Genomic DNA, 23,390 nt, shown 5'->3' on the forward strand with positions numbered 1-23,390 from the left:
CTCAGGCCTCCTGTTTCTTCAAGACGAGGGCGGCGGCGGCGATGAAGACGATGCCGAAGGCGGCGAGCGCGAGATCGCAGTGGAGGAGATCGAGCACGCCGACGCCCTTGGCGAAGCTGCCGATGGCGATGGTCTGGAACCACGAGGCCGGGAACAGGAGCCCCATCCAGCGCGCGACGCCGTCGATCGAGGACATCGGATTGATGAAGCCGGAGAAGTTGATGGTCGGGATCACCGAGAGGATCGCCGCCGCCATGATCGCGGCGACCTGGGTGCGCACCAGCGTCGAGACCAGGAGGCCGAAGGCGGTGGCGGCGAAGACGTAGAGGAGCGCCCCGAAGGTGAGCGCGAACCACGACCCGCGGAAGGGCACGCCGAAGGCGAGGCAGGCGGTGGCGGCGAGCGTGGCGTAGCTCACCATGCCGACCGCCACGTAGGGCAGCTGCTTGCCGACCAGGAACTCGACGATCGAGGCGGGCGAGGCCTCGAAATTGGCGATCGAGCCGATCTCACGCTCGCGCGCCACGCCGACCGCCGTCATCGCCGAGGGGATCAGCACCAGGAGCAGCATGATCACGCCGGGGGTGATGGCATCGACCGAGACGAAGGCCTGATTGTAGGCCCAGCGCTGGCGCAGATCGAAGGGCAGGCCGAGCGAGGTCCCCGGCCCACGCGCCTCGGTGACGTAGCGCTGCGCCCAGTTCAGGACGACGCCCTGGACGTAGCCCTTCACCGTCTCGGCGCGGAAGGTGTTGGCGCCGTCGATGGCGATCCCGACCTCCGGACGGCGGGCGTTCAGGAGATCGGCGCCGAAGCCGGGCGGGATCGTCACCACCAGCCGCAACTCGCCGGAGACGAGACGGCGGTCGATCTCGCTCTCGTCGGAGATCGGCGGGCGCTCGCGGAAATAGCGTGAGCCGGTGAAGGCCTCGATCAGCCGGCCGCTCTCGATCGAGCGGTCGCGATCATGGACGGCGAAGGGCAGGTTCTCGACATCGAAGGAGACGCCGAAGGCGAAGAGCACCAGGAGCAGCAGCGATCCGAACACCGCGAAGGAGACGCGCACCCGATCGCGCAGGATCTCCAGCCCCTCGCGCCGGGCGAAGGCCCAGACCAGGGCCACCGAGGCGGCGACGCGCCCCCGGCCGGCGGAGCGGGAGGTGGGCGAAGGGGAGGCGAGCGAATGCGGCACGGTGGCGCCGGGCGTGGGCGCGGCCGTCGACCGCGACGGCGCCGGCGGATCCTGCGAGGGCCCTTCCGCCTCTTCGAGGCGGCGAATGAAGGCGTCTTCCAGGGTCGGCGCGCCGGCGGCGCGGGTGAGGTCGGCGGGGGTGCCGATCGCCAGGACGCGACCCTGATGCATCAGCGAGATGCGGTCGCAGCGCTCGGCCTCGTTCATGAAATGGGTCGAGACGAAGATGGTCACGCCGTCGCGGCGCGACAGTTCGGCGAGGCGGCGCCAGAAGTCGTCGCGGGCCTGCGGATCGACGCCCGAGGTCGGTTCGTCGAGGATCAGCACCTCGGGACCGTGCAGACAGGCCGCCGCCAGTTGCAGGCGCTGGCGAATGCCGAGCGGCAGGGCGGCCGGGAAGGCGTCGGCGTGATCGGCGAGGTCGAAGCGGACGAGGTTCTCCTCGATCAGTCCGGCGACCCGCGCCTCCTCGACCCGGTAGAGCCGAGCGTGGAGGGTGAGGTTGGCGCGGACCGTCAGCTCCTCCCACAGCGAGAAGCTCTGCGAGACGTAGCCGACGCGCAGGCGCACGCCGATGTCGGCGGCGTCGACCGGGCGGCCGAGCAGGGTCGCCGAGCCCTCGTCGATGGCGAGGAGCCCGGTCAGCATCTTCATGGTGGTGGTCTTGCCGCAGCCGTTGGAGCCGAGGAAGCCGAAGATCTCGCCCTTCTCGATGCGGAAGGAGACGTGATCGACCGCCGTGAAGGCGCCGAAGCGGCGGGTGAGCCCCTCCGCCTCGATGGCGACGGCGCCGTGGTCGGCGACGCGCGGCGGCATGACGAAGGCTTCCGCCGGCGCCGCGCCCGGGGGGCGGCCGAGCCCGCGATAGGCGTCCTCGAGCGTCGCCGCCCCGGTCTCCGCCAGGATCTCGGCGAGGCCGCCGTCGGCGACGACGCGGCCGTCCGCGACGGCGATCACCCGTTCGAAGCGGGCGGCTTCGTCCATGTAGGCGGTGGCGACGATCACCGTCATGGTCGGGCGATCGTGGCGGATGGCGTCGATCAGATCCCAGAACTGGCGGCGCGACAGAGGGTCGACGCCAGTGGTCGGCTCGTCGAGCACCAACAGGTCCGGATCGTGGACGAGGGCGCAGCACAGGCTGAGCTTCTGCTTCATGCCGCCGGAGAGCTGACCGGCGAGGCGATCGGGGAAGGGATCGAGGCCGGTCGCCTCGAGCAGTCGAGCGATGCGCTCGGCGCGGGCGGCGGCGTCGAGGCCGAACAGGCGGGCGTGGAAATCGACGTTCTCGGCGACCGACAGGGTCGGGTAGAGATTGCGGCCGAGGCCCTGCGGCATGTAGGCGATGCGCGGGGCGACAGCGTCGCGCACGGCGCGTTCGCGCAAGGAGCCGTCGAAGACGGTGATCTCGCCCCGTTGCAGCCGGCGCACGCCGACGACGAGGCCGAGCAGGGTCGATTTGCCGACCCCGTCGGGACCGATGATCGCGGTCGAGGAGCCCTGCGCGAAGGCGAGCGAGACCCCGTCGAGGGCGAGCGTCCCGGCGTAGCGATGGGTCACACCGGCGACGACGACCGGGGCCGCGGCGGTCGGGGTCATTTCTTCGCCCCGGTGGGATCGGGCAGGCGCACGGCGAGGGTCGCCGGCCAAGCGGCGGCGGGATCGGTGAGGAGCCAGGCGTTGCCGGTGAGGCCCGACTTCACATAGGCGCGCCAGACGTCGAGCAGCTTCGGATCGATCCGGACCTCGACGCGATACATCAGCTTGGCGCGTTCGTCGGCGGTCTCGACGCTCTTCGGGGTGAACTGAGCCTCGGCGGCGACGAAGGAGACGCGGGCCGGGATGACCCAATCGGGGGCGGCGTCGAGCACGATGCGGGCCTCGGCGCCGACCTCGACGCGGCCGACCAGCCGGGTCGGCAGGAACACGGTCATGGTGACGTCGGTCAGATCGAGCAGCGTGGCGACGCGGGTGCCGGCGCCGACCACCGCGCCCGGCTCGATCAGACGATATTCCACACGGCCGGCGATCGGCGCGCGCAGGCTCATGTCGTCGATGTTGACCTGGATCAGCTCGACCTGGGCCTGGGCGGCGTCGCGGGCGGCGATCGCGTCGGCGACGGCGGCCTTCGCCGCCTGGACGCCGGCGGCGGCGACGTCGCGGCGGGCCTTGGCCTGATCCTGTTGCGCCTGAGAGGAGACCGCCTTGTCGAGCAGTTCGGCGGCGCGATGGAACTGCAACTCGGCGAGGGCGAGATCGGCCTCGGCGGAGGCGACGGAGGCCTCGGCCTTGGCGATGCCCTGGATGGCGCGGGCGACGCCGGCCCGGGCGACGGCGCGCTGGGCGAGCAGATCGGCGGTGTCGAGAACCGCCACCACCTGACCCTTCTCGACCATGTCGCCTTCCTTCACCCGCATCTCGGAGACGCGTCCGGCGAGTTTGGTGGCGACGTCGACGCGCGTCACCTCGATGCGGCCGTTGGCGCCGGTCACGCCCGGGGGCAGGCGATCGCGGCCGTTCCAACTCCACACCGCCCAGCCGCCGGCGACGAGAAGAAGAACGGCGGTCACGACGGCGGTGACGATCTTGTGCATGGAAACTCCTTTCCGGCGCCGGACGGCGCGCGGGATCGGCGCCCCCGGCGATCCGCCCTCGGGCGGCTCGTCGCCGATCCCCTCGGGATCGATGGGGCAGCGTCACTATACGGTATGATCGCCCGCTGGAATGTGGGATCCATCGGGTCGAAACCGCATGGGTAGGATTGCGGAGGTTGCGTGACACTCGAGAGACGGCCAGAAGACCCGACGACACATCCGACTGAACCAGGAAGACTTCATGCTGCCCCAAGTATAGATGCAATCGAACGCTTCGACCGAACCCGGTGGGATCGCGGGCACGTGTCGAGGCGCCTCGGGCTTTGCCGAAAATGGATGCTTTCACCGATTGATACGCGGCATCCGAGACGAAACTATGAGCCGATAGGTGGTGTTGAACATGACGCGCGCCATGGCGACACCCATTACGAGTAACCTCGATTCCAGTCAATCTTCGGTCCAACACCCGTCGGGGATGATGCCAGCTCACTCAGAATGCCACAGTCGAGGCTTCGATCTCTCCACATTGTCGCCTTCGCCCTACCTGGACCTCCACGATTTTCTCGACCCGATGGATCTCCCCTGGGCCGAGGCGAAGCCGTTGGTTCAGTGGGTTCCCCTGATTCACGGCGAGATCGGCCGCTCCGTGCGACTCAGGCTCGACGGTGCGCATCTGGTCGAATCGCGGTTGCCGCCGAGCCTGTTCCAGGGACGGCTGACGCAACCCGGGCTCCTGATCGCCTTCGGCATGACGCCGGAGCATCTCTCCTTCGTCAACGGCCGCCCGCTGCCGCCCGACGGGCTGATGTTCGGCGGGCTGAACTCGTTCTTCCTGTCGCATTGGCCCTACGAGGCCGCGCCGTTGCAGTCGGTCGGGGCGATCTTCCTGCCGCAACGGATGGTCTCGCCCGACTGGCCGTCGTCGGGACGTCTGTTCGGCGTCCTTCCGGTCGCCGCCACCGCCATGGCGCGGCTGCGGGCGGTTCTGCGCGAGGCGCTGGCGGTGGGATCGCACTCGCCGCAGATCCTGGAGAGCGAGACGGTCCGCGCCGCGATCCTCGACCGCGTCGGCGAGGCGGTGTCGGCGTGTTTCCAGACGGCGCCCGCGCGCCACGAAGGCACCCGCGACACGCTCGGCGACCACGTCGACATCTATTTGAACATCGTCAAATATGTCGATGACAACTACAGTAAGTCATTCTCGATGCGCGACATCGCCGCCGACCTGCGGATTTCAGAGAGAACCATCCATACGGTGATGACGCGGCTGCAAGGCATGACGCTGAAGTCCTACCTCAAGCTGCAGAGGTTACGCGAAGTTCGTCGAAACCTGCTCTATGGCGACGCCGAATTCCTGGTCAAACAGGCAGCGCTCAAGAGCGGTTTCATGCACCAGGGTCGATTTGCCCGCGAGTACTTCCAGCACTTCGGGGAAACGCCCTCGGCAACCTTGGCGCGGCGCGTGAAGATCTGAAGAAAGACGTATTTCGACAGAGAAAGCATATCCATATTCGGCAAGTCGGCGCGCGCCGAGACTGCGACATTTCGCAGCGCCGCAAAATAGCGCAGTCCGGTCAACGCCTTGACACCCTCGAGCCGAACCGGCGTGGAAAGCGCGTAGCCGGTACCGCTGGAATTTCATTAACCAACGCAGCTCAGCCTCTCCTCCGTATTCGATCTTCCTTCGGGGGGAAGACCTTCGGCCGACGTCGGCCCCGCGGCAGGCTCGCCTGCGCCGCGCGGTCGCCGTGGAGAGAGGTGACTGGGGATGAGCATCTTCAATGATCGTCGCATTTCACAGAAATTGTTGATCGGGTTCTCGATCGTCATCGCCGTGCTGATCGCCGTCGGCGGTCTGGCGCTGGTGACCTTCGACCGAACGACGCGTGCCTTCGAGCATTTCGACGAGGCGACCCGGGTCAGAGCCTTGGCGATGCGCGTCAACGCCGACTTCCTCGACTATCGCCGGCAGGCCCGCGAGGCGGTCTACACCGAGCTTCCCGGCACCGACACGGCGGTGGCGGAGGGCGCCAAGCTCTTCAGAGCGACGCTCGCCGCCGGCCGCAAGGAGACCACGCGGGCGAACCACATCGCCGCTCTCGACGCGACCTCGGCGGTGTTCGAGGACTACGATCGCGAGTTGCAGAACGCGATCGATCTGAAGAAGCAGATCTCGGGTCTGGTCTCCGGCACGATGGAGGCGGCCGGGCACGACCAGCGCGTCGGGCTCGAGACCCTGACCACCGACGAGAAGACGACCGACGCCCTGCGCCAGAGCGCCGCTCAGACCCTGACCAAGATGCAGCAGGTGCGGATCGCCTCGGTGCGGGTGATCTCGCATCATACGCCCGAAGGCGTGGCGACGATGACGACGGCGCGCAACGAAGCGCGACGCGAATTCGATCGCCTCGCGATGCTGGCGAGCGGCACCGAGGCGCGCCGGACGGTCGGCGCGGTCGGCCGCGACTACGAGCGCTACGTCGGCGCGATGGACCAGATCCTCGCCGTGACGCAGAAGATCGAGGACGAGATCGCGCCGCGGATGCGCGCCAAGGTGACGAAGCTCGACGAGGCGGTCGCCACGCTCCTCGCCAATGCCGACACCGAAGCCACGCAGGTGCAGAGCGAGGCCCTCGCCGATCTCGATTCGGGCCGCATGTTCCTGTGGGTCTCGACGATCGTCGGCGCCGCCGCGGCGCTGATCATCTCGCTCGCGCTCGGCCGCGCGATCTCTCGGCCGATCGTCTCGATCACCGAGGCGATGCGCCGCGTCTCCAAGGGCGACGTCGGCACGCCGGTCGAAGGGCTCGGCCGGCGCGACGAGATCGGCGTGATGGCCGAGACGCTCGAGGTGTTCAAGGAGACCCTGGCGGAAACCGAACGGCTGCGCGCCGAGGAAGCCCGTCGCAAGATCGCCTCCGAGGCCGAGCGCCGGGAGGCGATGCATCGCATGGCCGACGCCTTCGAGGGCGCCGTCGGCGAAGTGGTGCAGTCGGTCGTCGCCGCCTCGTCGCAGCTCCAGGGCGCGGCGCAGACCATGTCGGCGGCGGCCGAGGAGGTCTCGGCCCAATCCGGCTCGGTCGCGGCCGCCTCCGAGGAGGCCTCCACCAACGTCGAGACCGTCGCGTCGGCGGCGGAGGAACTCTCCTCCTCGATCGGCGAGATCAAGCGGCAGGTCGACGAATCGGCGCGGGTCGCCAATCGCGCCTCCACCGAGGCCGAGGCGACCGTCGGCAAGATCCGGACGCTCGCCGCCGCCGCCTCGCGGATCGGTCAGGTGGTCGACCTGATCAACACCATCGCCGGCCAGACCAACCTGCTCGCGCTCAACGCCACCATCGAGGCGGCACGCGCCGGTGAGGCCGGCAAGGGCTTCGCTGTGGTCGCCGCCGAGGTCAAGCAGCTCGCCGACCAGACCTCGCGGGCGACCTCGGAGATCGGCGCGCAGATCTCCGAGATCCAGGCCTCGACCACGGAGTCGGTGACCGCGATCACCGGCATCTCCGACGTGATCCTCAAGCTCGACCACATCGCCGCCTCGATCGCCGCCTCGATCGACCAGCAGGGGCTCGCGACCCAGGAGATCGCCCGCAACGTGTCCGAGGCCTCGACCGGCACCCATCAGGTCTCCGAGACGATCGTCGGCATCACCCAGGCCGCCTCGATGTCCTCGGCCGCCTCGATCCAGGTCCTCTCCTCGGCCCAGGATCTCAATCGACAGTCCGGCCGGTTGAAGGACGAACTCCAGGCCTTCCTCACCTCGGTTCGGGCCGGCTGAGCGCTCCCGGGAGGCCGGGCCGCGCACCTCCGGCCCGACCTCCGTCGATCATCATCGGCCCACCCTCGCCCGTCGCCGCCCGTCGGCGGCGGGCGTTTTCGTGTCCGTGGGCGGTCGCCGCTCTCCGGCGGCGGGCGCTTTCGAGTCGGCGGGCCGTCGTCGCCTGCGACATCAAGACGCCACCCGCCCTCCCCGATCACGACCTACCTTGAATTTCAATCCCTTGCCGGGTGCCATGCCGGATCGGGCGAACCTGGAGACGGGGTCTCGAGGGGGATGGCGGCGCCTTCTCGCATCCGCGTCATTCCTTTATCAAAAATATATGTTTATTCATGTACTCGAAATCGATGTTTGGATCCGACCTTCACCGCCGGATCGCCTTGTCCGTGAGAGAGGACGTCGACCATCATGATCGATCCGACATTCGTGGAACTGTCACGCTGGCAGTTCGCCGCGACGGCGCTCTACCATTTCCTCTTCGTGCCGCTGACCCTCGGCATCTCCTGGCTCCTGGTCATCATGGAGACCGTCTACGTGATGACGGGCAAGGAGATCTACAAGGACATGACCAAGTTCTGGGGGAAGCTGTTCGGCATCAACTTCGCCATCGGCGTCACCACCGGCCTCACCATGGAGTTCGAGTTCGGGACGAACTGGTCCTACTACTCGCACTACGTCGGTGACGTGTTCGGCGCGCCGCTGGCGATCGAAGGGCTGATGGCGTTCTTCCTGGAATCGACCTTCATCGGTCTGTTCTTCTTGGGGTGGGACAAACTCTCCAAGCGCAAGCATCTGGCGGTGACCTTCTTCACCGCGCTCGGCTCCAACCTCTCCGCCCTGTGGATCCTGATCGCCAACGGCTGGATGCAGAATCCGGTCGGTTCGGTGTTCTCGCCCGAGACGATGCGGATGGAGATGCAGTCCTTCGCCGCGGTCGTGCTCAATCCGGTGGCGCAGGTCAAGTTCGTCCACACGGTGGCGGCCGGTTACGTGACCGGGTCGGTGTTCGTGATGGCGATCTCGGCCTGGTACATCCTGAAAGGACGCGATCTCGCCTTCGCGCGGCGGTCCTTCGCGGTGGCGGTCGGCTTCGGCCTGGCCGCGTCCCTGTCGGTGATCGTGCTCGGCGACGAGAGCGGTTACGAACTGGGCGACGTCCAGAAGGTCAAGCTCGCCGCGATCGAGGCGGAGTGGAAGACCGAGCCCGCGCCGGCCTCCTTCACGCTGTTCGGCTTTCCCGATCAGGCCTCCCGCGAGACGATCGGCGCGGTCAAACTGCCGTGGGCGCTGGGGCTGATCGCGACACGCTCGCTCGACAAGCCGGTCGTCGGCCTCGAGGATCTGACCAAGACCCACGAAGATCGGATTCGCTCCGGGAAGATCGCCTATGGCGCGCTCGCCGAGATCCGCGCCGGCGACAAGTCGTCCGAGACCCGCGCCACCTTCGACGCGCATGCCAAGGACATCGGCTTCGGTCTGCTCCTGAAGCAGTTCGTCGAGGACCCGACGCAAGCCACCGACGCGCAGATCAAGGCGGCGGCGGAGGGCACCATCCCGACGGTGTGGCCGCTCTTCTGGGCGTTCCGGATCATGGTCGGCCTCGGCTTCCTGATGTTGTTCGTGTTCGCGGCCGGGTTCTGGCTCAACGCCACCAAGCGGCTCGAGCAGAACCGCTGGCTCCTGTGGATGGCGGTGGTGATGCTGCCGGCGCCGTGGATCGCCTGTGAACTGGGGTGGTTCGTCGCCGAATTCGGACGCCAACCCTGGGCGATCGGCGAAGTCCTGCCGACTTTCCTCGCCACCTCGAGCCTGACCACCGGCGATCTGATCTTCTCGCTGGCCGGCTTCCTCACCTTCTACACCAGCCTCCTGGTGATCGAGATGTTCCTGATGGTCAAGTTCGCCCGGCGTGGACCGAGTTCGCTCGGCACCGGCCGCTATCACTTCGAGCGCGACGGGCTCACCGCCGCCCCGGCCGAATGACGGATGCGAGGACCGAACGATGCTCGACTATGAAACTCTGAAACTGGTCTGGTGGGGACTGGTGGGCGCGCTGCTGATGGGCTTCGCCATCACCGACGGCATGGACATGGGGGTCGGCACGCTGCTGCCCTTCGTGGCCCGCACCGATACCGAACGGCGCATCGCCATCAACACCGTCGGCCCGCATTGGGACGGCAATCAAGTGTGGTTCATCACCGCGGGCGGCGCCATCTTCGCCGCTTGGCCGGCGGTCTATGCCGCCGCCTTCTCGGGCTTCTACATGGCGATGCTGCTGGTACTGTTCGCCCTGTTCTTCCGCCCGGTCGGCTTCGACTACCGCTCCAAGATCGACGATCCCACTTGGCGCAACGCCTGGGATTGGGGCCTCTTCGCCGGCGGGGCGATCCCGGCGCTGATCTTCGGCGTCGCCTTCGGCAACCTGTTGCAGGGCGTGCCGTTCCGGCTCGACGATCTGCTCCGCGTCCATTACCAGGGCTCGCTCCTCACCGCGCTCCTGCCGCTCCTCAACCCCTTCGCGCTGCTGGCCGGGGTGATCAGCCTCGCCATGCTCGCCGTCCACGGCGGCGTCTGGCTGCAACTGCGTGCCTCCGGCGACGTGGAGACGCGCGCCCGCGCCCTCGTGGTGCGGCTCGCGCCGATGGTGGCGATCGCCTTCGCCCTCGCCGGTCTGTGGCTGTGGGTCGGCATCGACGGCTATCGGATCGTCTCGGAGCCGGCGCACGGCGCCTTGCCCGATCCGCTCGCCAAGGAGGTCGTGCGCGCGCCCGGCGCCTGGTTAGACATCTACACGGCGATGCCGATCGCGATCCTGGCGCCCGCCATCGGCCTGATCGGCCCGCTCATGACCGCGGCGCTCGCCGGGGCCGGCCGGCCGGCCGCCGCCTTCGTCACCAGCGCGATCGGCATGGTCGGGATCATCGCCACGGCGGGGCTCTCGATGTTCCCCTTCGTGATGCCGTCGAGCCTCGACCCGAGGTCGAGCCTGACGATCTGGGACGCGCCGTCGAGCCATCTCACCCTGACGGTGATGTTCTGGGCGGTGGTGATCTTCCTGCCGATCGTGCTCGGCTACACCGTGTGGTGCTACGCCAACATGTGGGGCCGGGTCACGGCCGACGAAATCGAGGCGCGGTCGCATTCGGCCTATTGAGGCCCGCCCCTTCGAACGTGGAGAGACGACCATGTGGTACTTCGCCTGGATCCTCGGCGTCACCGCCGCCGCCGCCATCGGGGTCATCAACGTCATGTGGTACGAGTTCCAGGACGGGCTCGACGGCAACGGCTCGTCCGAGCCGCACTGACGCCGGGCTCGCGAGATTTCGACCGGGTCGAAACCTCGTGCGTTCGGTCCGACCCGATCCGACGAACGGCATCGATCGGCCGCCGGCGTGGGCCGCCGATCACCGCCGTTCCGAGGCCGGCGCGCGAGATCCTCTCGGGGCTCGCCCGCGCCGGCCTCGCGCGCTTCTCATGTATGGAGCATGCAGTCCCGGATGACCGAGGCGGGTTCCCTCCTGGCCGCCGGCCGTCGCGAGACGGGGGCAGCGCTGCCGATCGCGATCCTCGCCGGGGTGACCCATGGTCTCCTGGCGATCGCCGTCGCCTGGACCCTCGCCGGCCTCGTCGACGGCGTCGTCCTCGGGGGCGAAGGCCTCACCGAGGCGACGCCGCGTCTCGTCGTCCTCGCCGCGCTCGCCGCCGTCCGCGCGGTGCTGGTCGCGGCCGCCGACGGCGCCGCCTTCCGCGCCGCGGCGCGGGTCCGGCGGCATCTCTTCCGGCGTCTCCTCGACCATGTCGTGGCGCTCGGGCCGGTGCGGCTCGCGGGGCGGCCGACCGGCGAGATCGTCGCGACGCTCACCGACGCGGTGGCGGCGGTCGAGCCCTATTGGCGAGGCTGGATCCCGGTGACGGCGAAGGTCGCGGTGATCCCGCTCGCGGTGCTGATCGCGGTGGTGCCGTTCGACCGGGTCGCGGCGCTGGTCTTCGTGGCGACGATGCCGCTTCTACCGTGGTTCATGATCCTGGTCGGGCGCGGCGCCGAGGCGGTCAATCGCCGTCAATGGCAGACGCTCGCTCGGCTCGGCGGGCATCTTCTCGACGCGATCAAAGGCCTCGCCGAGCTGAAGATCTTCGGCGCCTCGAAACGGGAGATCGCGGTCGTCGCGGCGATGGCGGAGGGCTATCGCCGCGACACGATGGCGGTGCTCCGGATCGCCTTCCTGTCGGCGCTGGTGCTCGAGTTCTTCGCGACGCTGTCGATCGCGGTGATCGCCGTCACCGTCGGCTTCCGGCTGATGTGGGGGACGATGGAGTTCCACGCCGGCCTCTTCATCCTGTTGCTGGCGCCCGAGTTCTACGCGCCGCTGCGCCGGCTCGGCGCAGAACGCCACGCCCGCATGGAGGCGGTGGCGGCGGCGGAACGGCTCGTCGATCTCCTCGATCGACCCGGCCCGAGCCGGCCCGCCGGCACGGCTCGACCGACCTTCACGGCTGCGGTCGAGATCCGGCTCGAGGGCGTCGACGTGACCCATGCCGACGGCCGCGTCGCGCTCTTCGACCTCGAGCTCACCATCGCCCCGGGCGAGCGGATCGCTCTGGTCGGTCCGAGCGGGGCCGGCAAGAGCACGCTCTTCGCGCTGCTGCTCGGCCTCGTCGAGCCCTCGCGCGGCCGGGTGCTGATCGACGGCGTCGATCTCGCCGCGATCGATCCGGCCCAGTGGCGCCGCGCCATCGCCCATATCCCGCAGCGGCCCCATCTCTTCGACGCGACCATCGACGACGCGGTGGCGATGGGGCGCGCGCCCGCCTCGGGGACGCGCGAGGCGGCGATCGCGGCGGCGTTGCGGGCGGCGCAGGCGGAGGCCTTCGTCGCGCGTCTGCCCGAGGGGCGGGCGACGCGGCTCGGTGAGCGTGGTCTCGGGCTCTCGGGCGGCGAGGCGCAGCGGCTCGCCCTGGCGCGGGCCTTCTACGCGCCCGGCCCGCTCGTCCTCTTCGACGAGCCGACAGCCCATCTCGATCGCGACACCGAGGCGCTGGTCGTCGCGGCCATCGACGATCTGGCGCGTGGCCGCACCACGCTCACCATCGCCCATCGGCTCGACACGGTGGCGCGGGCCGACCGCGTGGTGGTGCTCGACTGCGGGCGGATCGTCGAGACGGGATCGGCCGAGGCGCTGCGGGCCGCCGGCGGCCGCTTCGCGGCGATGGCGGCGGCGGCGGAACGGCGCGACGATCGGCTGATCGGGGAGGCGGCGCCATGATCGCGGCCTCCCGTCTCTTCCTTCGCGTGCTGGCGCTGTGGCGGCCGTGGGCCGGATGGATCGCGCTGTCGATCGCGGTCGCGACCATCGCGACGCTCGCCAACGTGGCGCTGATGGCGGTCTCCGGCTGGTTCGTCACGGCGATGGCGGTCGCCGGGGCGAGCGGGGCGTCGATGAACTATTTCACCCCGGCGGCGATCATCCGGGGGCTGGCGATCCTGCGCACCGGCGGGCGCTGGGTCGAGCGCGTGGTCGGCCACGAGGCGACCTTCCGGCTGATCGCGGCGCTACGGGTGCATCTCTTCGAACGGCTCGAGCGAATCGCGCCCGCCGGGCTCGAGGATCTCAGGTCCGGCGACGTGGCGGCGCGGCTCAAGGGCGACGTCGATCGGCTGGAGCTGATGTTCCTGCGCCTCGTCGCGCCGCTGACGGTGGCGGCGATCACCACGGCGATCGTCGCGGTCTGGGCCGGGCGGCACGATCTCGGTTTCGCCGTCGTCTTCCTCGTCGCGGTCGGCTTCGGCGGGCTTCTGGTGCCCGTCCTCGCGGCGCGGCGCACCGCCGCCGCCTCGGCGCGCACGGCGGCGATCGCGGCGGAGCTGCGCGCCCGGCTGGTCGACGATCTCGAGGGGTTGACCGCGCTGATCGTCACCGACGCCGCGCCGGCCCACGTGGCTGCGCTGGAACGGCGTCACGATGCGCTCGTCGCGGCGGAACGGTCGACGGCGACGGCCTCGGCGCTGGCGCAGGCCGGCATCGGGTTGTCCGCCGACGCGGCGATGATCGGCGTCCTCGCGCTCGGCGTGCCGCTGGTCGCGGCGGGGGCGCTCGCCGGGCCGGATCTGACGCTCGTCGCCCTCCTGGTGCTCGCCGCCTTCGAGGCCTTCGCCGCCGTCCCCACCGCGCTGATCGGCCTTCCGGCGACGCTCGCCTCGGCGCGGCGGATCTTCGAGACGACCGATCGGCCGGCGCCGGTCGCCGATCCCGAGCGGCCGGTCGACCCGCCCGAGGGGGCCCGGCTCGAGATCGAACGGGTCGGCGTGACGCGGCCCGGCGCGGCGCGGCCGGCGTTGGCGGATCTCGATCTCGCGATCGAGGCGGGGGCGCGCGTGGCGTTGATCGGGGCGAGCGGCGCCGGCAAGACGACGCTGCTCGAGCTGCTGGTGCGGTTCCGCGACCCGACGGCCGGCACGATCCGGCTCGGCGGGGTGCCGCTCACGGCGATGACGCTCGAGGCGGTGCGCGCGCGGATCGTGCTCGTCGGGCAGGATCCCCACATCTTCTCCACGACGATCGCCGCCAATCTCAGGCTGGCGCAGCCGGAGGCGAGCGACGAAACGCTCCATGCCGTGCTCGCCGACCTCGGCCTCACGGAGCGGGTCGAGGCGTTGCCGGAGGGGCTCGCGACGCCGGTCGGAACCGCCGGGGCCAAGCTCTCCGGCGGCGAGGCGCGGCGGCTGGCGGTGGCGCGGGCGCTGCTCGGCGATGCCCGGATCCTGCTCTTCGACGAGCCGACCGAAGGGCTCGACCCCCAGACCTCGGCACGGGTGATCGACGCGATCCTGGCGCGGGCCGGCACCCGCACGGTGATCGTCGCGACCCATCTGCCGATCGCCCTCGCCCGCATGGACGCGGTCGTCGAGCTCGACGCGGGCCGGCGGGTCGCCGCCCGGCGGTGAGGCTCAGACGGCGGGGCCGTCGGGATCGCGGCGATCGTCGAGGGTGAGTTGCAGGAAGGCGAGGTCGAGCCAACGGCCGAATTTGGTGCCGACCTCGGGCATCAGGCCGACCCGCGCGAAGCCGAGCGTCTCGTGGAGGCGGATCGAGGCGGTGTTGCCGGCCTCGATGCCGGCGACCATGACGTGTTTGCGCAAGCCGCGGGCGCGCTCGATCAGGGCGACCATCAGCGCCCGGCCGAGGCCGGCGCCACGGGCGCCGGCGGCGACATAGACCGAATGCTCGACGGTGTGGCGATAGCCGTCGAAGGCGCGCCAATCGCCGAAGGAGGCGTAGCCGAGCACCGCGTCGGCCGCGTCGACCGCCACCAGCACCGGATAGCCGGCGGCGCGCCGGGCGGCGAGCCAGGCGCGGCGATCGGCGAGATCGACGAGACGCTCGTTCCAGATCGCCGTCGTATGGGCGACCGCGTCGTTGTAGATCGCCAGAATGGCTTCGACGTCGCCGTCGACCGCGTCACGCACCCGCATGCTGCCTCCGTCGCGGGCCGTCCGCTCGCCGGCCGCCCTTTCTCGAAAGGCCGATACGCCGACCGGGTCGAGGGCGCAAGCCCCGGATCGGACGGGTGAATTCGAAGGCGACGCGACACCGGAACGAGAAGGGTCGGCGGACGCTCGACGATTTCCTCCCTTTCGCGGGCGCGAAGGTCTATGCTGCGCGGCGTGATGGTCACCGAACGACGGGTGGGTGTCTCGTTTTTTCCGAACGGAGAGATCCCGATGATGTTCTCGATTCATACGTTCGCCAACGGCTCCGGTCTCAATGCCTTCGCCGGCGACGCAGAGGGAACCCGGCTGCCCGAGCGCCACGGTCCGTGGCGGCGGATCGGCAGCACGCGGCGCCATCAGTCGCTGCCGCACGGCATCGATCGCTCGCTGGTGGAATCGGCGATCGAGGAACATGGTTTCCAGATGTGGCGGGCCAAGTCCCCGGCCGCCGAGCCGAAGGCCTGACGCTCCGCTTCGGCGAGGGCCGCATCGTCGCCCAGGCTCGTCGCCCCGCCGAGACCCCGTGAGGGCAGCCCGACATGACACGTCTGACGGTTCATCACCGAACCCGCTATCGGTTCCGCCGGCCGGTCGCTCTCGGACCGCATCGGCTGATGATCCGACCGCGCGACGGGCACGATCTGCGCGTCGTCTCGAGTTCGCTCACCCTCACGCCGACGGCGCAGGTGCGCTGGGCCTACGACGTCTTCGGCAATTCCATCGCCACCGCGACGCCGCTCGGGCCGGCCGACGTGCTCGAGGTCGACAGCCGTCTGGTGATCGACCGTTTTCCCGATCCCGAGCCCTCGCGCGAGATCACCGACGCCGCCCGCACCTATCCGTTCCGTTACGACCCGGACGACTTCACCGATCTCGGGGCGTTGCGTGAACCGCAATATCCCGACCCGAACGGGCGCTTCGCCGCCTGGACCTCCGACTTCATCGGGGCGCGGCCGACGCCGACGCTGGCGCTGCTCGCCGATCTCAACGCCGGGATCTCGTCCTGGGTGTTCTATCAGTCGCGCGACCAGGAGGGCACGCAGAGCCCGCTCGAGACGCTCGATCGCGGCTGGGGCTCGTGCCGCGATCTGGCGGTCTTGATGGCGGAGGCGGCCCGCAATCTGGGCCTCGGCGCGCGAATCGTCTCGGGCTATTTCGGCGGGCCGATCTTCGGCTTCTCGCCGGGGTCGACCCATGCCTGGGTCGAGATCTTCGTGCCCGGCCCCGGTTGGATCGCCTATGATCCGACCAACCGCACCATCGGCGACGGCGCCCTGATTCCGGTCGCCCGCGCCCGCTCGATCCATCAGGTGGTGCCGGTCGCGGGCACCTTCACCGGCGTCTCCTCCGACTTCCTCGGCCTCGACGTCACGGTCGACGTCACCGCCGCGCCGACCTGAGACATCGAGCGCCGCCGCATGGCGACGATCGTCGCAGGCGCGAAATGGCGCTCGGAACGAAATCCGGGCTGGCGCGGGCCGCTCGCTTGCTTTAAACCCTCGTCATCCCAGGCTGCGCACTCGGTGTGCCGTGCCTGAAGCTCACTCGTCATCGAACCTTACCGACACCGCCAGACGGGCCGATGGGTTTCGATCGCCGGCCGCGACAGACTCGGTCGGTTCCCTGTTCTCCCATCGAAGATCGGACACTCTGTGCAGGTTCTGGTTCGCGACAACAACGTCGATCAAGCGCTCCGCGTCCTGAAGAAGAAGATGCAGCGCGAAGGCGTCTTCAAGGAAATGAAGCAGCGCCGCTCCTACGAGAAGCCCTCCGAGCGCCGGATCCGCCAGGAAGCGGAAGCCGTGCGCCGCGCCCGTAAGGCCGCCCGCAAGCAGGCGCAGCGCGAAGGCCTGCTGCCGATGCCCAAGCGCAAGGTTCCCGCCGGCGGTGCCCGTCCGCGTCCGGCCGCCGCGCCCGCCGCCAGCGAATCCTGACGAGAGGGCGGGCCTCGCCCGCCATCCGCTCGCCTGCCTCTCTTCTCCGGCCGCGCCCCCCGGCGCCGGCCGGTTTCATGCATTCGGCCAGGAGGTCGCGATGGCTCGCAAGCCCGCCAGCAAGATCGAATACGTACTGTTCGACGTGATCTACGAAGACGGATCCCAGCGATCCAATCGGCGGGTTCTCAAAGACCTCACCCTCGGCGACGAGGCCGAAGACCGGATCCGCGCCGATCTCGAGGCACAGGACCACGTCATCGCCGAACGCTCGGGGCGCGCGCCGCTCGCGATCAAGACGGTACGCCGCTCCGCCTGAGTGGCCGAGCGTTCTCTTCCGATGAACCCTTTTTTCGTTCGAACATGTTTCGAACACTATTGGGGTCCATTCTGCAGCATCGATTTTCGGCCGGACGGCCCGATCGCGTTCGTGTGTCACGATCCACGCGCATCGTCTCTTCTTTCCATGAACATCGATTGTCCACCGGCGCCGTGCACGCATCGCGCCGCTTCCACCTTCCATGTCCAATGAGAGGACATTCCATGACCTCCGGAACCGTCAAGTGGTTCAACGCCCAGAAGGGCTTCGGCTTCATTCGCCCCGACGACGGCAGCACCGACGTGTTCGTTCACATCTCGGCGGTCGAGCGCGCCGGCCTCAACAGCCTCGCCGACGGGCAGAAGGTCTCCTACGAGATCGTCACCGACCGTCGCAGCGGCAAGAGCTCGGCCGACAACCTTCGCGCCGAATGAGCTTCGAGTAGAGCTTCACGCGTCGGTGGGTCGACCACGGATGTACTGGCGGACGCCGACGCGACAGGCTTGCTCCTCGACGAGAACCCGGATCCGGAGACGATGTCTCCCGTCCGGGTTTTTTGTCGTCTCGAGTCACGCCGACGGGCGATCGGTCATTCGCCGGCCGCCGTCAGCGCGTCACGGAACAGCGGCGCGAATCGCGGCAGCTCGGCCGCGGCGACGTGATTGCCGTCGGAATAGAGCGACCGCCCGCCGACGAGAAAATCGCAGCGCTCCACCCCGCAGAAGACCCGATCCGCGCGAATGAAGCGAGGGCCGAGGCGCGCCTGGAAATGGGCGACGAGGGCCCCGAAGGTCTCGTCGAAGGCGGCGCGCGTCTGGTGAGGTGCCGGCTCCTGCGGCCGGCCGAAGGCGAGGTTGCGTCCGACCACCGAGGCGACGTCCCAGGAGGGATGAGGGATCGGGCCGATCAGCACGGGCGTGCGTCCGGAGCGCTCGATCCGATCGAGCAGATCGTCGAGGCCGCGCGTCAGCACCTGCCGCCAGGGGCCGCCGTCGTGGACGCCCGCCTCGTCGACGAAGGACGCCCCCGCCTGATCCCAGGTCAGACCGAGAATCACCGTGCGCACCTTGGGCAGGGCTTCGATCGCGGCGAAGGTCTCGGAGGCGAGACGCGCGCATTTGACGTCGATGTTGATCGAGGGCGTCGGCAGACACTCGGTCATGCCGACGAGGACGCCGCTTCGCCCGTCCCGGCGCAGCGCGTCGTCGACCAGCGGCCGATACATCTGCGCATGGGAATTGCCGAAGACGACCACCTCCGCCGTCGCGACCTCCATCTCGGGGGCACCGAGCCGGCAGGCCCGGCCGCCGGCGAAGCGTTCGCCGTCCCAGCCGGCGCAGCGGGCGTGCGTGCCGAGCGCGCCGTTGATCACCACCACCTCGGGCGACACGCGGCGCGGCCACCCGTCGCCGATGCCGATGGCGCCGGCGAGGCCGGCGAGCGCGACGGTGGTGGTGCCGAGGATCCAGGCGATCGGGCGGAACGGCCGGTCGCGCCGGCGGAACGGCGTCTCGACGAAGCGCCAGGAGAGGACCGCGCAGACCAGCATCGCCGCCACCGCGAGCGCCAGTTCGAGCGGGGTCGGCGGGCGCACCAGCCGATAGCGCAGCAGGACCAGGATCGGCCAATGCCAGAGGTAGAGCGAATAGGAGATGCGGCCGAGGAAGGTGATCGGCGGCAGCGACAAGAGGCGTCCGAGCGGGCTCGGCGCGCGCCCCTCCGCCCAGACCACCAGCGCGGTCCCGACCACCACCGGCAGCGCCGCCGGCAGCACCGCGACCTTGCCCTCGAGGAGGCCCAGGCCGATCGCCCAGAGGCCGATCGCCGAGGCCGCCCAGACCACGGGACGCGGCATCGACCCCCGCCTCGACACGAAGGCGATCAGGGCGCCGACCGCCAGCTCCCAGGCGCGCGACGGCAGCATGTAGAACGAGAAGGTGCCGCTTCCGACCACCTTCAAGACGAGATTGAGCCCGAGCGAGACCACCACGACCGCCGCCAGCACGGCCATCGCCGTCGCCGCCCTGAGCCGCAGCAGCACCATCATCAACAGCGGGAAGAGCAGATAGAACTGTTCCTCGACCCCGAGCGACCAGGTGTGGAGCAGCGGCTTCTCGCCGGAGATCGGCGCGAAATAGTCGATCACCCACCAGAAATGGATGTTGGCGACGAAGCCGAGCGCGGCGAGCAGGCTGCGCCCGTAGCCGATCAGGTCCTTCGGCAGCAGCAGGACCACGGCGGCGAGGCTGGTGGCGGCGAGCACGGCCAGAAGCGCCGGCAGAATGCGGCGGACGCGACGCTCGTAGAAGTCGGCGAGGGTGAACCGCCCCGCCGCCCAATCGGAGCGGATCAGCGCGGTGATCAGATAGCCGGACAGGACGAAGAAGAGATCGACGCCGAGATTGCCCCCGGCCAGCACGCCGGGCGTCAGGTGATAGACGATCACCGAAACCACGGCGAGGGCTCTGAGGCCGTCGATGTCCGGCCGGTGGGGGATCGAACTCATGGGTCGGCGAACTCACTCGACGTCGTCGCATCCCCCCTGGAACCGCCCCGGCGTCGCGACGGCGGAAGCCTCTCATTTCGCGGCGTGCACGTCGAGGTTGGATCGGTCGTTTCCCGCAAGAGCGCCGATGACATCCGCGCGAGCGACGCCGTTTGTCGCCGTCGGAGGGAGGGTTTATATCGACGGGGTCCGACGGTGGTTCGTCGCGACGACGACCGGGTGTCCCATCATGCAGACGACCGCCTGCACCTATGGTGCGTTGCGCATTCTCATCGCCTGCGAACACAGCGGCGACCGGCCGCTGACCATGCCGGAAATGGCGAGCCTGCTCGGCATGTCGGAGGCGCTGGTGGTCAAGGCGTGCCATCGGCTGATGCGCGCCGGCTACATCGCCGGCCAGCGCGGGCGCGGCGGCGGCTATCGTCTGGCGCGGCCCGCGGCGGCGATCACCCTGTTCGAGATCGTCGACCTGTTCGAGGACGAGAACGATCTCTTCCCCTGCCGGCTGCAGGCCGACGGTCCGTGCCGGGTCGCCGGCATCTGCCGGCTGCGGGTGGTGTGCGCCGAGGCGTGGGAGGCCTATGCGGACACGCTGCGCGCCACCTCGATCGCCGACGTCGCCGCCGAGCCGACCGTCGAGACGGCGGCGTGACGGCTCAGGCCGACGGCACGGCGGGGCGCGCGAGATCGGCGAGGCCGAGCGCGCGGCGCAGTTCGCTCTCGTTGAAGGTGATGTCGTGGATCGTATGGCGGTCGAGCACCGCCAGGAAGGCCGCCTGAGCCTGTTCGAAGCGGAGCGTCAGGCGCCGATCGGCGGGCGAGGCGCCGGGCACGACCGGCGCCTCGGCGAAGCCCTCCTCGGTCCGCCGCACGATCTCGCCGACGGTGATGGTGTCGGCCGGACGCGCCAGACGGAAGCCGCCGCCGCGACCGCGCACGTTGTCGAGATAACCCCATTGGCCGAGGTGATGGACACATTTGACGAGATGGGTCCGCGAGATCCCGTGCGCGTCGGCGACGTCCTGGACGCGGACCAGCGCGGGCGCGTCGAGGGCGGCGAACATCAACGTGCGGAGTGCGTAATTGGTGTAGCTGGTGAGACGCATGGGGGCCCGTGACCACGAGGAGATCGGCGCGACGCTACACCCGCGCCGCCTCCGGCGCCACACGTCGCCGCAGGACGCGCCCCGTCTCCGCGCAGCGCCGTCTCACCGGCGGAAGCGCGGGCTCGCGTCCTCGCGGTCGGTCGGATCGCCGCGCCAGGTGCCGGCGGTCCACAGGGCGGTCAGGCCCTCGCGAAAGGTCGGGTGGGTCAGCGGGCCGATCAGGGCGCGCAGGCGGGCATTGCCGACACGTTTGCTCTCGCCCCAGAAGGTGCGCGCCATCGGCGTGAACTCCGCCGCCTCGAAGGGGATTTCCGGCGGCGGCGCGACGCCCATCAGCGCGGCGGCGAACTCGATCGGCAGTTGCGGCGGCGCCGGCTCGTCGTCGCCGACGTTGAGGAGGCCGTCGAAACGGGTCTCGGCGGCGGCGGCGACGGCGCGGCCGATGTCCTCGACATGGATGCGGTTGAACATCTGGCCGGGCTTGATCACCCGGCGCGCGGTGCCGCGCTCCAGATTGACGAAGGCGTTGCGGCCGGGACCATAGATGCCGGCGAGGCGCAGGATCGCCACGGGGACGCCGAGTTCGTGGCCGAGCGCAGTCCAGGCCGCCTCGGCGGCGACGCGCCAACGGGTGCGCTCGGCGGCGGGCTCGGGCGGCGTGGTCTCATCGACGAAGCCGCCGTCGACGTTGCCGTAGACCCCGACGGTGGAGAGATAGCCGATCCAGGCGAGGCGGCCGGCGCGGGCGCTCTCGCGCAGCGGCTCGACGAGGCGGGCGAGGAAGGGATCGCCGGCCTCGCTCGGCCCGGCCGAGACGAGGACGTGGGTGGCACGCGCGGCCACCGCGGCGAGACGGGCGTCGGCATCGGGCGCGTCGAGCGCGACGACTTCGATGCCTTCGGCGGCGAGGCGGGCGGCCTTCTCCGCCTCGCGAGCGGTGGCGGCGAGCGAGCGCAGGCGCGGCGCCAGACGGGCGGCGCCGTGGCGGGCGGAATAGCCCCAGCCGAGAACGAGGAGATCGATCGAGGGAGCGGCGGAGGAGGCTTCGGTCATGGTGCCAGTCTCGCCGCTCGCGACGCCGCGATCAATCGATTCGATCCGTTCGAGCCGGCTTCGAGGTCGCGACCCGGGGTCGCGGCCCCTCGTCGAACGGGGGCGGCGAGCGGGATGTGCGTATTCGCTCTTAAGCAATCGACGGCATTCGCCGCGACGGCGGACAGTCTATGATTTCAGTCGATCTTCACCGCCGTCGAGGCGGGAGCCGATCCCGCCGGAAAGGGATGGCCACCATGCTCACCACCTCCATCTTCCCCGCCCGCTACGTCCAGGGAGCCGGCGCCCTCGCCTCGCTCGCCGAGGAGGTCGCCCGTCTCGGCGAACGCGCCCTGGCGATCGTCGATCCGGCGGTGGCCGGCGCCGTCGCCGCGCCCTTGGCCGCGCCCGGCGCGGTCGCCTTCACGGTGGAGCGCTTCGGCGGCGAATGCTGCGACGGCGAGATCGATCGTCTGGTCGCGGTGGCGCGCGGCGCCGATTGCCGCGTCGTCGTCGGCATCGGCGGCGGCAAGGCGCTCGACACCGCCAAGGCGGTGGCGCACGCCCTCGCCCGGCCGGTCGTGATCGTACCGACCCTCGCCTCGACCGACGCGCCCTGCTCCGCCCTGTCGGTGATCTACACCGCCGAAGGCGCCTTCGACCGCTATCTGGTGCTGCCGCGCAACCCGGACGTGGTGTTGGTCGACACCGCGCTGATCGTCGCGGCGCCGGTGCGCTTCCTGGTCTCGGGGATGGGCGACGCGCTCTCGACCTGGTTCGAGGCCGACGACTGCCGGCAGTCGGGCGCCGCCAACATGACCGGGCGGGTCGGCTCGATGACCGCCCAGGCCCTGGCGCGTCTCTGCTTCGACACGTTGCTCGCCCACGGCATCGCCGCCAAGACGAGCGCGGCGCGCGGGCTGGTCGACGCCTCCGTCGAGAAGATCGTCGAGGCGAACACGCTGCTCTCCGGCCTCGGGTTCGAGAGCGGCGGACTCTCGGGCGCCCATGCGATCCACAACGGCCTGACCGCGCTCGCCCCGACGCACCATTTCTGGCACGGCGAGAAGGTGGCGATCGGCACCCAGGCGCTCTTGTTCCTCACGGGACGTCCGCCGGAGACGATCGCCAAGGTCTACGACTTCTGCCTGTCGGTCGGTCTGCCGACGACGCTCGCCGACATCGGCCTCGAGGCGCCGAGCGAGGCGGACCTGATGAAGGTCGCCGAACTCGCCTGCGCGCCGGGCGAGACGATCTTCAACGCGCCGGTCGAGGTCACCCCGGCCAAGGTCCGCGACGCGCTCGTGGCCGCGGACGCCTATGGGCGGAACCGCAAGGAGATGGCCCGGGCCGCGTGAGGTCGGCCGCGTGAGTTGGGCACCGCGCGAGGCTTTCTTCGCACCGCCACATCGCCGATAGTCGGTCTTCTCTCCCGGCGTCGCG

At 69.9% G+C, this 23,390-nt stretch carries 20 protein-coding genes; 14 read left to right on the plus strand and 6 right to left on the minus strand.

What is annotated here, in order from left to right; all coding sequences use genetic code 11:
* Position 1: 1 nt before the first annotated feature.
* Positions 2–2,788, minus strand: a complete 2,787-nt coding sequence (rbbA, locus tag J3S89_RS22530) for a ribosome-associated ATPase/putative transporter RbbA (RefSeq protein ID WP_217931757.1) — start codon at positions 2,786–2,788, stop codon at positions 2–4.
* Positions 2,785–3,783 (minus strand): HlyD family secretion protein, encoded by a 999-nt coding sequence (locus tag J3S89_RS22535; protein ID WP_217931759.1) that lies wholly within the window; start codon positions 3,781–3,783, stop codon positions 2,785–2,787. The genes rbbA and J3S89_RS22535 overlap by 4 nt, the downstream gene beginning before the upstream one ends.
* A gap of 400 nt (positions 3,784–4,183) precedes the next feature.
* On the opposite strand from J3S89_RS22535, the gene J3S89_RS22540 reads away from it, so the two are divergent.
* The 7 genes from J3S89_RS22540 (at position 4,184) to cydC (ending at position 14,504) form a co-directional block, all read left to right on the plus strand.
* Positions 4,184–5,257 (plus strand): AraC family transcriptional regulator, encoded by a 1,074-nt coding sequence (locus J3S89_RS22540; protein WP_217931761.1) that lies wholly within the window; start codon positions 4,184–4,186, stop codon positions 5,255–5,257.
* A 294-nt stretch (positions 5,258–5,551) separates the two neighbouring features.
* On the plus strand, positions 5,552–7,561 hold the full coding sequence (locus J3S89_RS22545) for a methyl-accepting chemotaxis protein (RefSeq protein WP_217931763.1): 2,010 nt from the start codon (positions 5,552–5,554) through the stop codon (positions 7,559–7,561).
* Positions 7,562–7,969: 408 nt separating this feature from the next.
* The gene (locus J3S89_RS22550) at positions 7,970–9,544 is read left to right on the plus strand and encodes a cytochrome ubiquinol oxidase subunit I (protein ID WP_217931765.1); all 1,575 of its coding nucleotides are present in this window, start codon (positions 7,970–7,972) and stop codon (positions 9,542–9,544) included.
* Between the two features lie 19 nt (positions 9,545–9,563).
* The gene (gene cydB, locus J3S89_RS22555; RefSeq protein WP_217931767.1) at positions 9,564–10,715 is read left to right on the plus strand and encodes a cytochrome d ubiquinol oxidase subunit II; all 1,152 of its coding nucleotides are present in this window, start codon (positions 9,564–9,566) and stop codon (positions 10,713–10,715) included.
* Positions 10,716–10,746: 31 nt separating this feature from the next.
* Positions 10,747–10,866 (plus strand): cytochrome bd-I oxidase subunit CydX, encoded by a 120-nt coding sequence (cydX, locus tag J3S89_RS22560; RefSeq protein WP_217931769.1) that lies wholly within the window; start codon positions 10,747–10,749, stop codon positions 10,864–10,866.
* A 192-nt stretch (positions 10,867–11,058) separates the two neighbouring features.
* The gene (cydD, locus tag J3S89_RS22565; RefSeq protein ID WP_230489006.1) at positions 11,059–12,825 is read left to right on the plus strand and encodes a thiol reductant ABC exporter subunit CydD; all 1,767 of its coding nucleotides are present in this window, start codon (positions 11,059–11,061) and stop codon (positions 12,823–12,825) included.
* Positions 12,822–14,504: a thiol reductant ABC exporter subunit CydC gene (cydC, locus tag J3S89_RS22570; RefSeq protein ID WP_217931773.1), complete on the plus strand. Its 1,683-nt coding sequence runs from the start codon at positions 12,822–12,824 to the stop codon at positions 14,502–14,504. Before cydD ends, cydC begins: the two co-directional genes overlap by 4 nt.
* 3 nt (positions 14,505–14,507) lie before the next feature.
* Here cydC and J3S89_RS22575 read toward each other — a convergent pair whose 3' ends face one another.
* Positions 14,508–15,032, minus strand: coding sequence for a GNAT family N-acetyltransferase (locus J3S89_RS22575; protein WP_217931775.1), 525 nt, complete (start codon positions 15,030–15,032; stop codon positions 14,508–14,510).
* A gap of 249 nt (positions 15,033–15,281) precedes the next feature.
* Here J3S89_RS22575 and J3S89_RS22580 point away from each other — a divergent pair, with 249 nt between their 5' ends.
* The 5 genes from J3S89_RS22580 to J3S89_RS22600 all read left to right on the plus strand — a co-directional run bounded on the left by J3S89_RS22580 (position 15,282) and on the right by J3S89_RS22600 (position 17,737).
* On the plus strand, positions 15,282–15,515 hold the full coding sequence (locus J3S89_RS22580) for a hypothetical protein (protein ID WP_217931776.1): 234 nt from the start codon (positions 15,282–15,284) through the stop codon (positions 15,513–15,515).
* A 74-nt stretch (positions 15,516–15,589) separates the two neighbouring features.
* On the plus strand, positions 15,590–16,450 hold the full coding sequence (locus J3S89_RS22585) for a transglutaminase family protein (RefSeq protein WP_217931778.1): 861 nt from the start codon (positions 15,590–15,592) through the stop codon (positions 16,448–16,450).
* 252 nt (positions 16,451–16,702) lie between these two features.
* Entirely contained in the window at positions 16,703–16,984 is a 282-nt protein-coding gene (rpsU, locus tag J3S89_RS22590; RefSeq protein ID WP_217931780.1) for a 30S ribosomal protein S21, read from the plus strand.
* 100 nt (positions 16,985–17,084) lie between these two features.
* Positions 17,085–17,303: a hypothetical protein gene (locus tag J3S89_RS22595; protein WP_217931781.1), complete on the plus strand. Its 219-nt coding sequence runs from the start codon at positions 17,085–17,087 to the stop codon at positions 17,301–17,303.
* 224 nt (positions 17,304–17,527) lie between these two features.
* A complete protein-coding gene (locus J3S89_RS22600) occupies positions 17,528–17,737 on the plus strand; it encodes a cold-shock protein (RefSeq protein WP_217931783.1) in 210 nt (69 codons plus the stop codon).
* A 155-nt stretch (positions 17,738–17,892) separates the two neighbouring features.
* On the opposite strand, the gene J3S89_RS22605 is transcribed toward J3S89_RS22600, so the two are convergent.
* Positions 17,893–19,809 (minus strand): acyltransferase family protein, encoded by a 1,917-nt coding sequence (locus J3S89_RS22605; protein WP_217931785.1) that lies wholly within the window; start codon positions 19,807–19,809, stop codon positions 17,893–17,895.
* 229 nt (positions 19,810–20,038) lie between these two features.
* Between J3S89_RS22605 and J3S89_RS22610 the strand changes: the two genes are divergently transcribed.
* Positions 20,039–20,461 (plus strand): RrF2 family transcriptional regulator, encoded by a 423-nt coding sequence (locus J3S89_RS22610; RefSeq protein ID WP_217931787.1) that lies wholly within the window; start codon positions 20,039–20,041, stop codon positions 20,459–20,461.
* Positions 20,462–20,465: 4 nt separating this feature from the next.
* Here the strand turns inward: J3S89_RS22610 and J3S89_RS22615 are convergent, their stop codons facing one another.
* Together J3S89_RS22615 and J3S89_RS22620 are read right to left on the minus strand one after the other, a co-directional pair.
* Positions 20,466–20,915, minus strand: a complete 450-nt coding sequence (locus J3S89_RS22615; RefSeq protein ID WP_217931789.1) for an Rrf2 family transcriptional regulator — start codon at positions 20,913–20,915, stop codon at positions 20,466–20,468.
* A gap of 102 nt (positions 20,916–21,017) precedes the next feature.
* Positions 21,018–21,938, minus strand: coding sequence for an NAD-dependent epimerase/dehydratase family protein (locus J3S89_RS22620; RefSeq protein WP_420801306.1), 921 nt, complete (start codon positions 21,936–21,938; stop codon positions 21,018–21,020).
* 266 nt (positions 21,939–22,204) lie between these two features.
* Between J3S89_RS22620 and J3S89_RS22625 the strand changes: the two genes are divergently transcribed.
* Positions 22,205–23,305: a glycerol dehydrogenase gene (locus tag J3S89_RS22625; RefSeq protein ID WP_217931793.1), complete on the plus strand. Its 1,101-nt coding sequence runs from the start codon at positions 22,205–22,207 to the stop codon at positions 23,303–23,305.
* Positions 23,306–23,390: the final 85 nt, after the last annotated feature.

The organism is Pinisolibacter aquiterrae, assembly GCF_019160155.1.
GTDB classification, from domain to species: domain Bacteria; phylum Pseudomonadota; class Alphaproteobacteria; order Rhizobiales; family Ancalomicrobiaceae; genus Pinisolibacter; species Pinisolibacter aquiterrae.

What these genes read in the sequence shown, in the direction of transcription:
- cydC (WP_217931773.1), top strand. Translation starts at nt 12,822, where the DNA reads ATGATCGCGGCCTCCCGTCTCTTCCTTCGCGTGCTGGCGCTGTGGCGG.
- J3S89_RS22615 (WP_217931789.1), bottom strand. Translation starts at nt 20,915, where the DNA reads ATGCGTCTCACCAGCTACACCAATTACGCACTCCGCACGTTGATGTTC.
- cydX (WP_217931769.1), top strand. Translation starts at nt 10,747, where the DNA reads ATGTGGTACTTCGCCTGGATCCTCGGCGTCACCGCCGCCGCCGCCATC.
- J3S89_RS22580 (WP_217931776.1), top strand. Translation starts at nt 15,282, where the DNA reads ATGATGTTCTCGATTCATACGTTCGCCAACGGCTCCGGTCTCAATGCC.
- J3S89_RS22605 (WP_217931785.1), bottom strand. Translation starts at nt 19,809, where the DNA reads ATGAGTTCGATCCCCCACCGGCCGGACATCGACGGCCTCAGAGCCCTC.
- cydB (WP_217931767.1), top strand. Translation starts at nt 9,564, where the DNA reads ATGCTCGACTATGAAACTCTGAAACTGGTCTGGTGGGGACTGGTGGGC.
- J3S89_RS22540 (WP_217931761.1), top strand. Translation starts at nt 4,184, where the DNA reads ATGACGCGCGCCATGGCGACACCCATTACGAGTAACCTCGATTCCAGT.
- J3S89_RS22600 (WP_217931783.1), top strand. Translation starts at nt 17,528, where the DNA reads ATGACCTCCGGAACCGTCAAGTGGTTCAACGCCCAGAAGGGCTTCGGC.
- J3S89_RS22595 (WP_217931781.1), top strand. Translation starts at nt 17,085, where the DNA reads ATGGCTCGCAAGCCCGCCAGCAAGATCGAATACGTACTGTTCGACGTG.
- J3S89_RS22535 (WP_217931759.1), bottom strand. Translation starts at nt 3,783, where the DNA reads ATGCACAAGATCGTCACCGCCGTCGTGACCGCCGTTCTTCTTCTCGTC.
- J3S89_RS22610 (WP_217931787.1), top strand. Translation starts at nt 20,039, where the DNA reads ATGCAGACGACCGCCTGCACCTATGGTGCGTTGCGCATTCTCATCGCC.
- rbbA (WP_217931757.1), bottom strand. Translation starts at nt 2,788, where the DNA reads ATGACCCCGACCGCCGCGGCCCCGGTCGTCGTCGCCGGTGTGACCCAT.
- J3S89_RS22545 (WP_217931763.1), top strand. Translation starts at nt 5,552, where the DNA reads ATGAGCATCTTCAATGATCGTCGCATTTCACAGAAATTGTTGATCGGG.
- J3S89_RS22550 (WP_217931765.1), top strand. Translation starts at nt 7,970, where the DNA reads ATGATCGATCCGACATTCGTGGAACTGTCACGCTGGCAGTTCGCCGCG.
- J3S89_RS22585 (WP_217931778.1), top strand. Translation starts at nt 15,590, where the DNA reads ATGACACGTCTGACGGTTCATCACCGAACCCGCTATCGGTTCCGCCGG.
- cydD (WP_230489006.1), top strand. Translation starts at nt 11,059, where the DNA reads ATGACCGAGGCGGGTTCCCTCCTGGCCGCCGGCCGTCGCGAGACGGGG.
- J3S89_RS22625 (WP_217931793.1), top strand. Translation starts at nt 22,205, where the DNA reads ATGCTCACCACCTCCATCTTCCCCGCCCGCTACGTCCAGGGAGCCGGC.
- J3S89_RS22575 (WP_217931775.1), bottom strand. Translation starts at nt 15,032, where the DNA reads ATGCGGGTGCGTGACGCGGTCGACGGCGACGTCGAAGCCATTCTGGCG.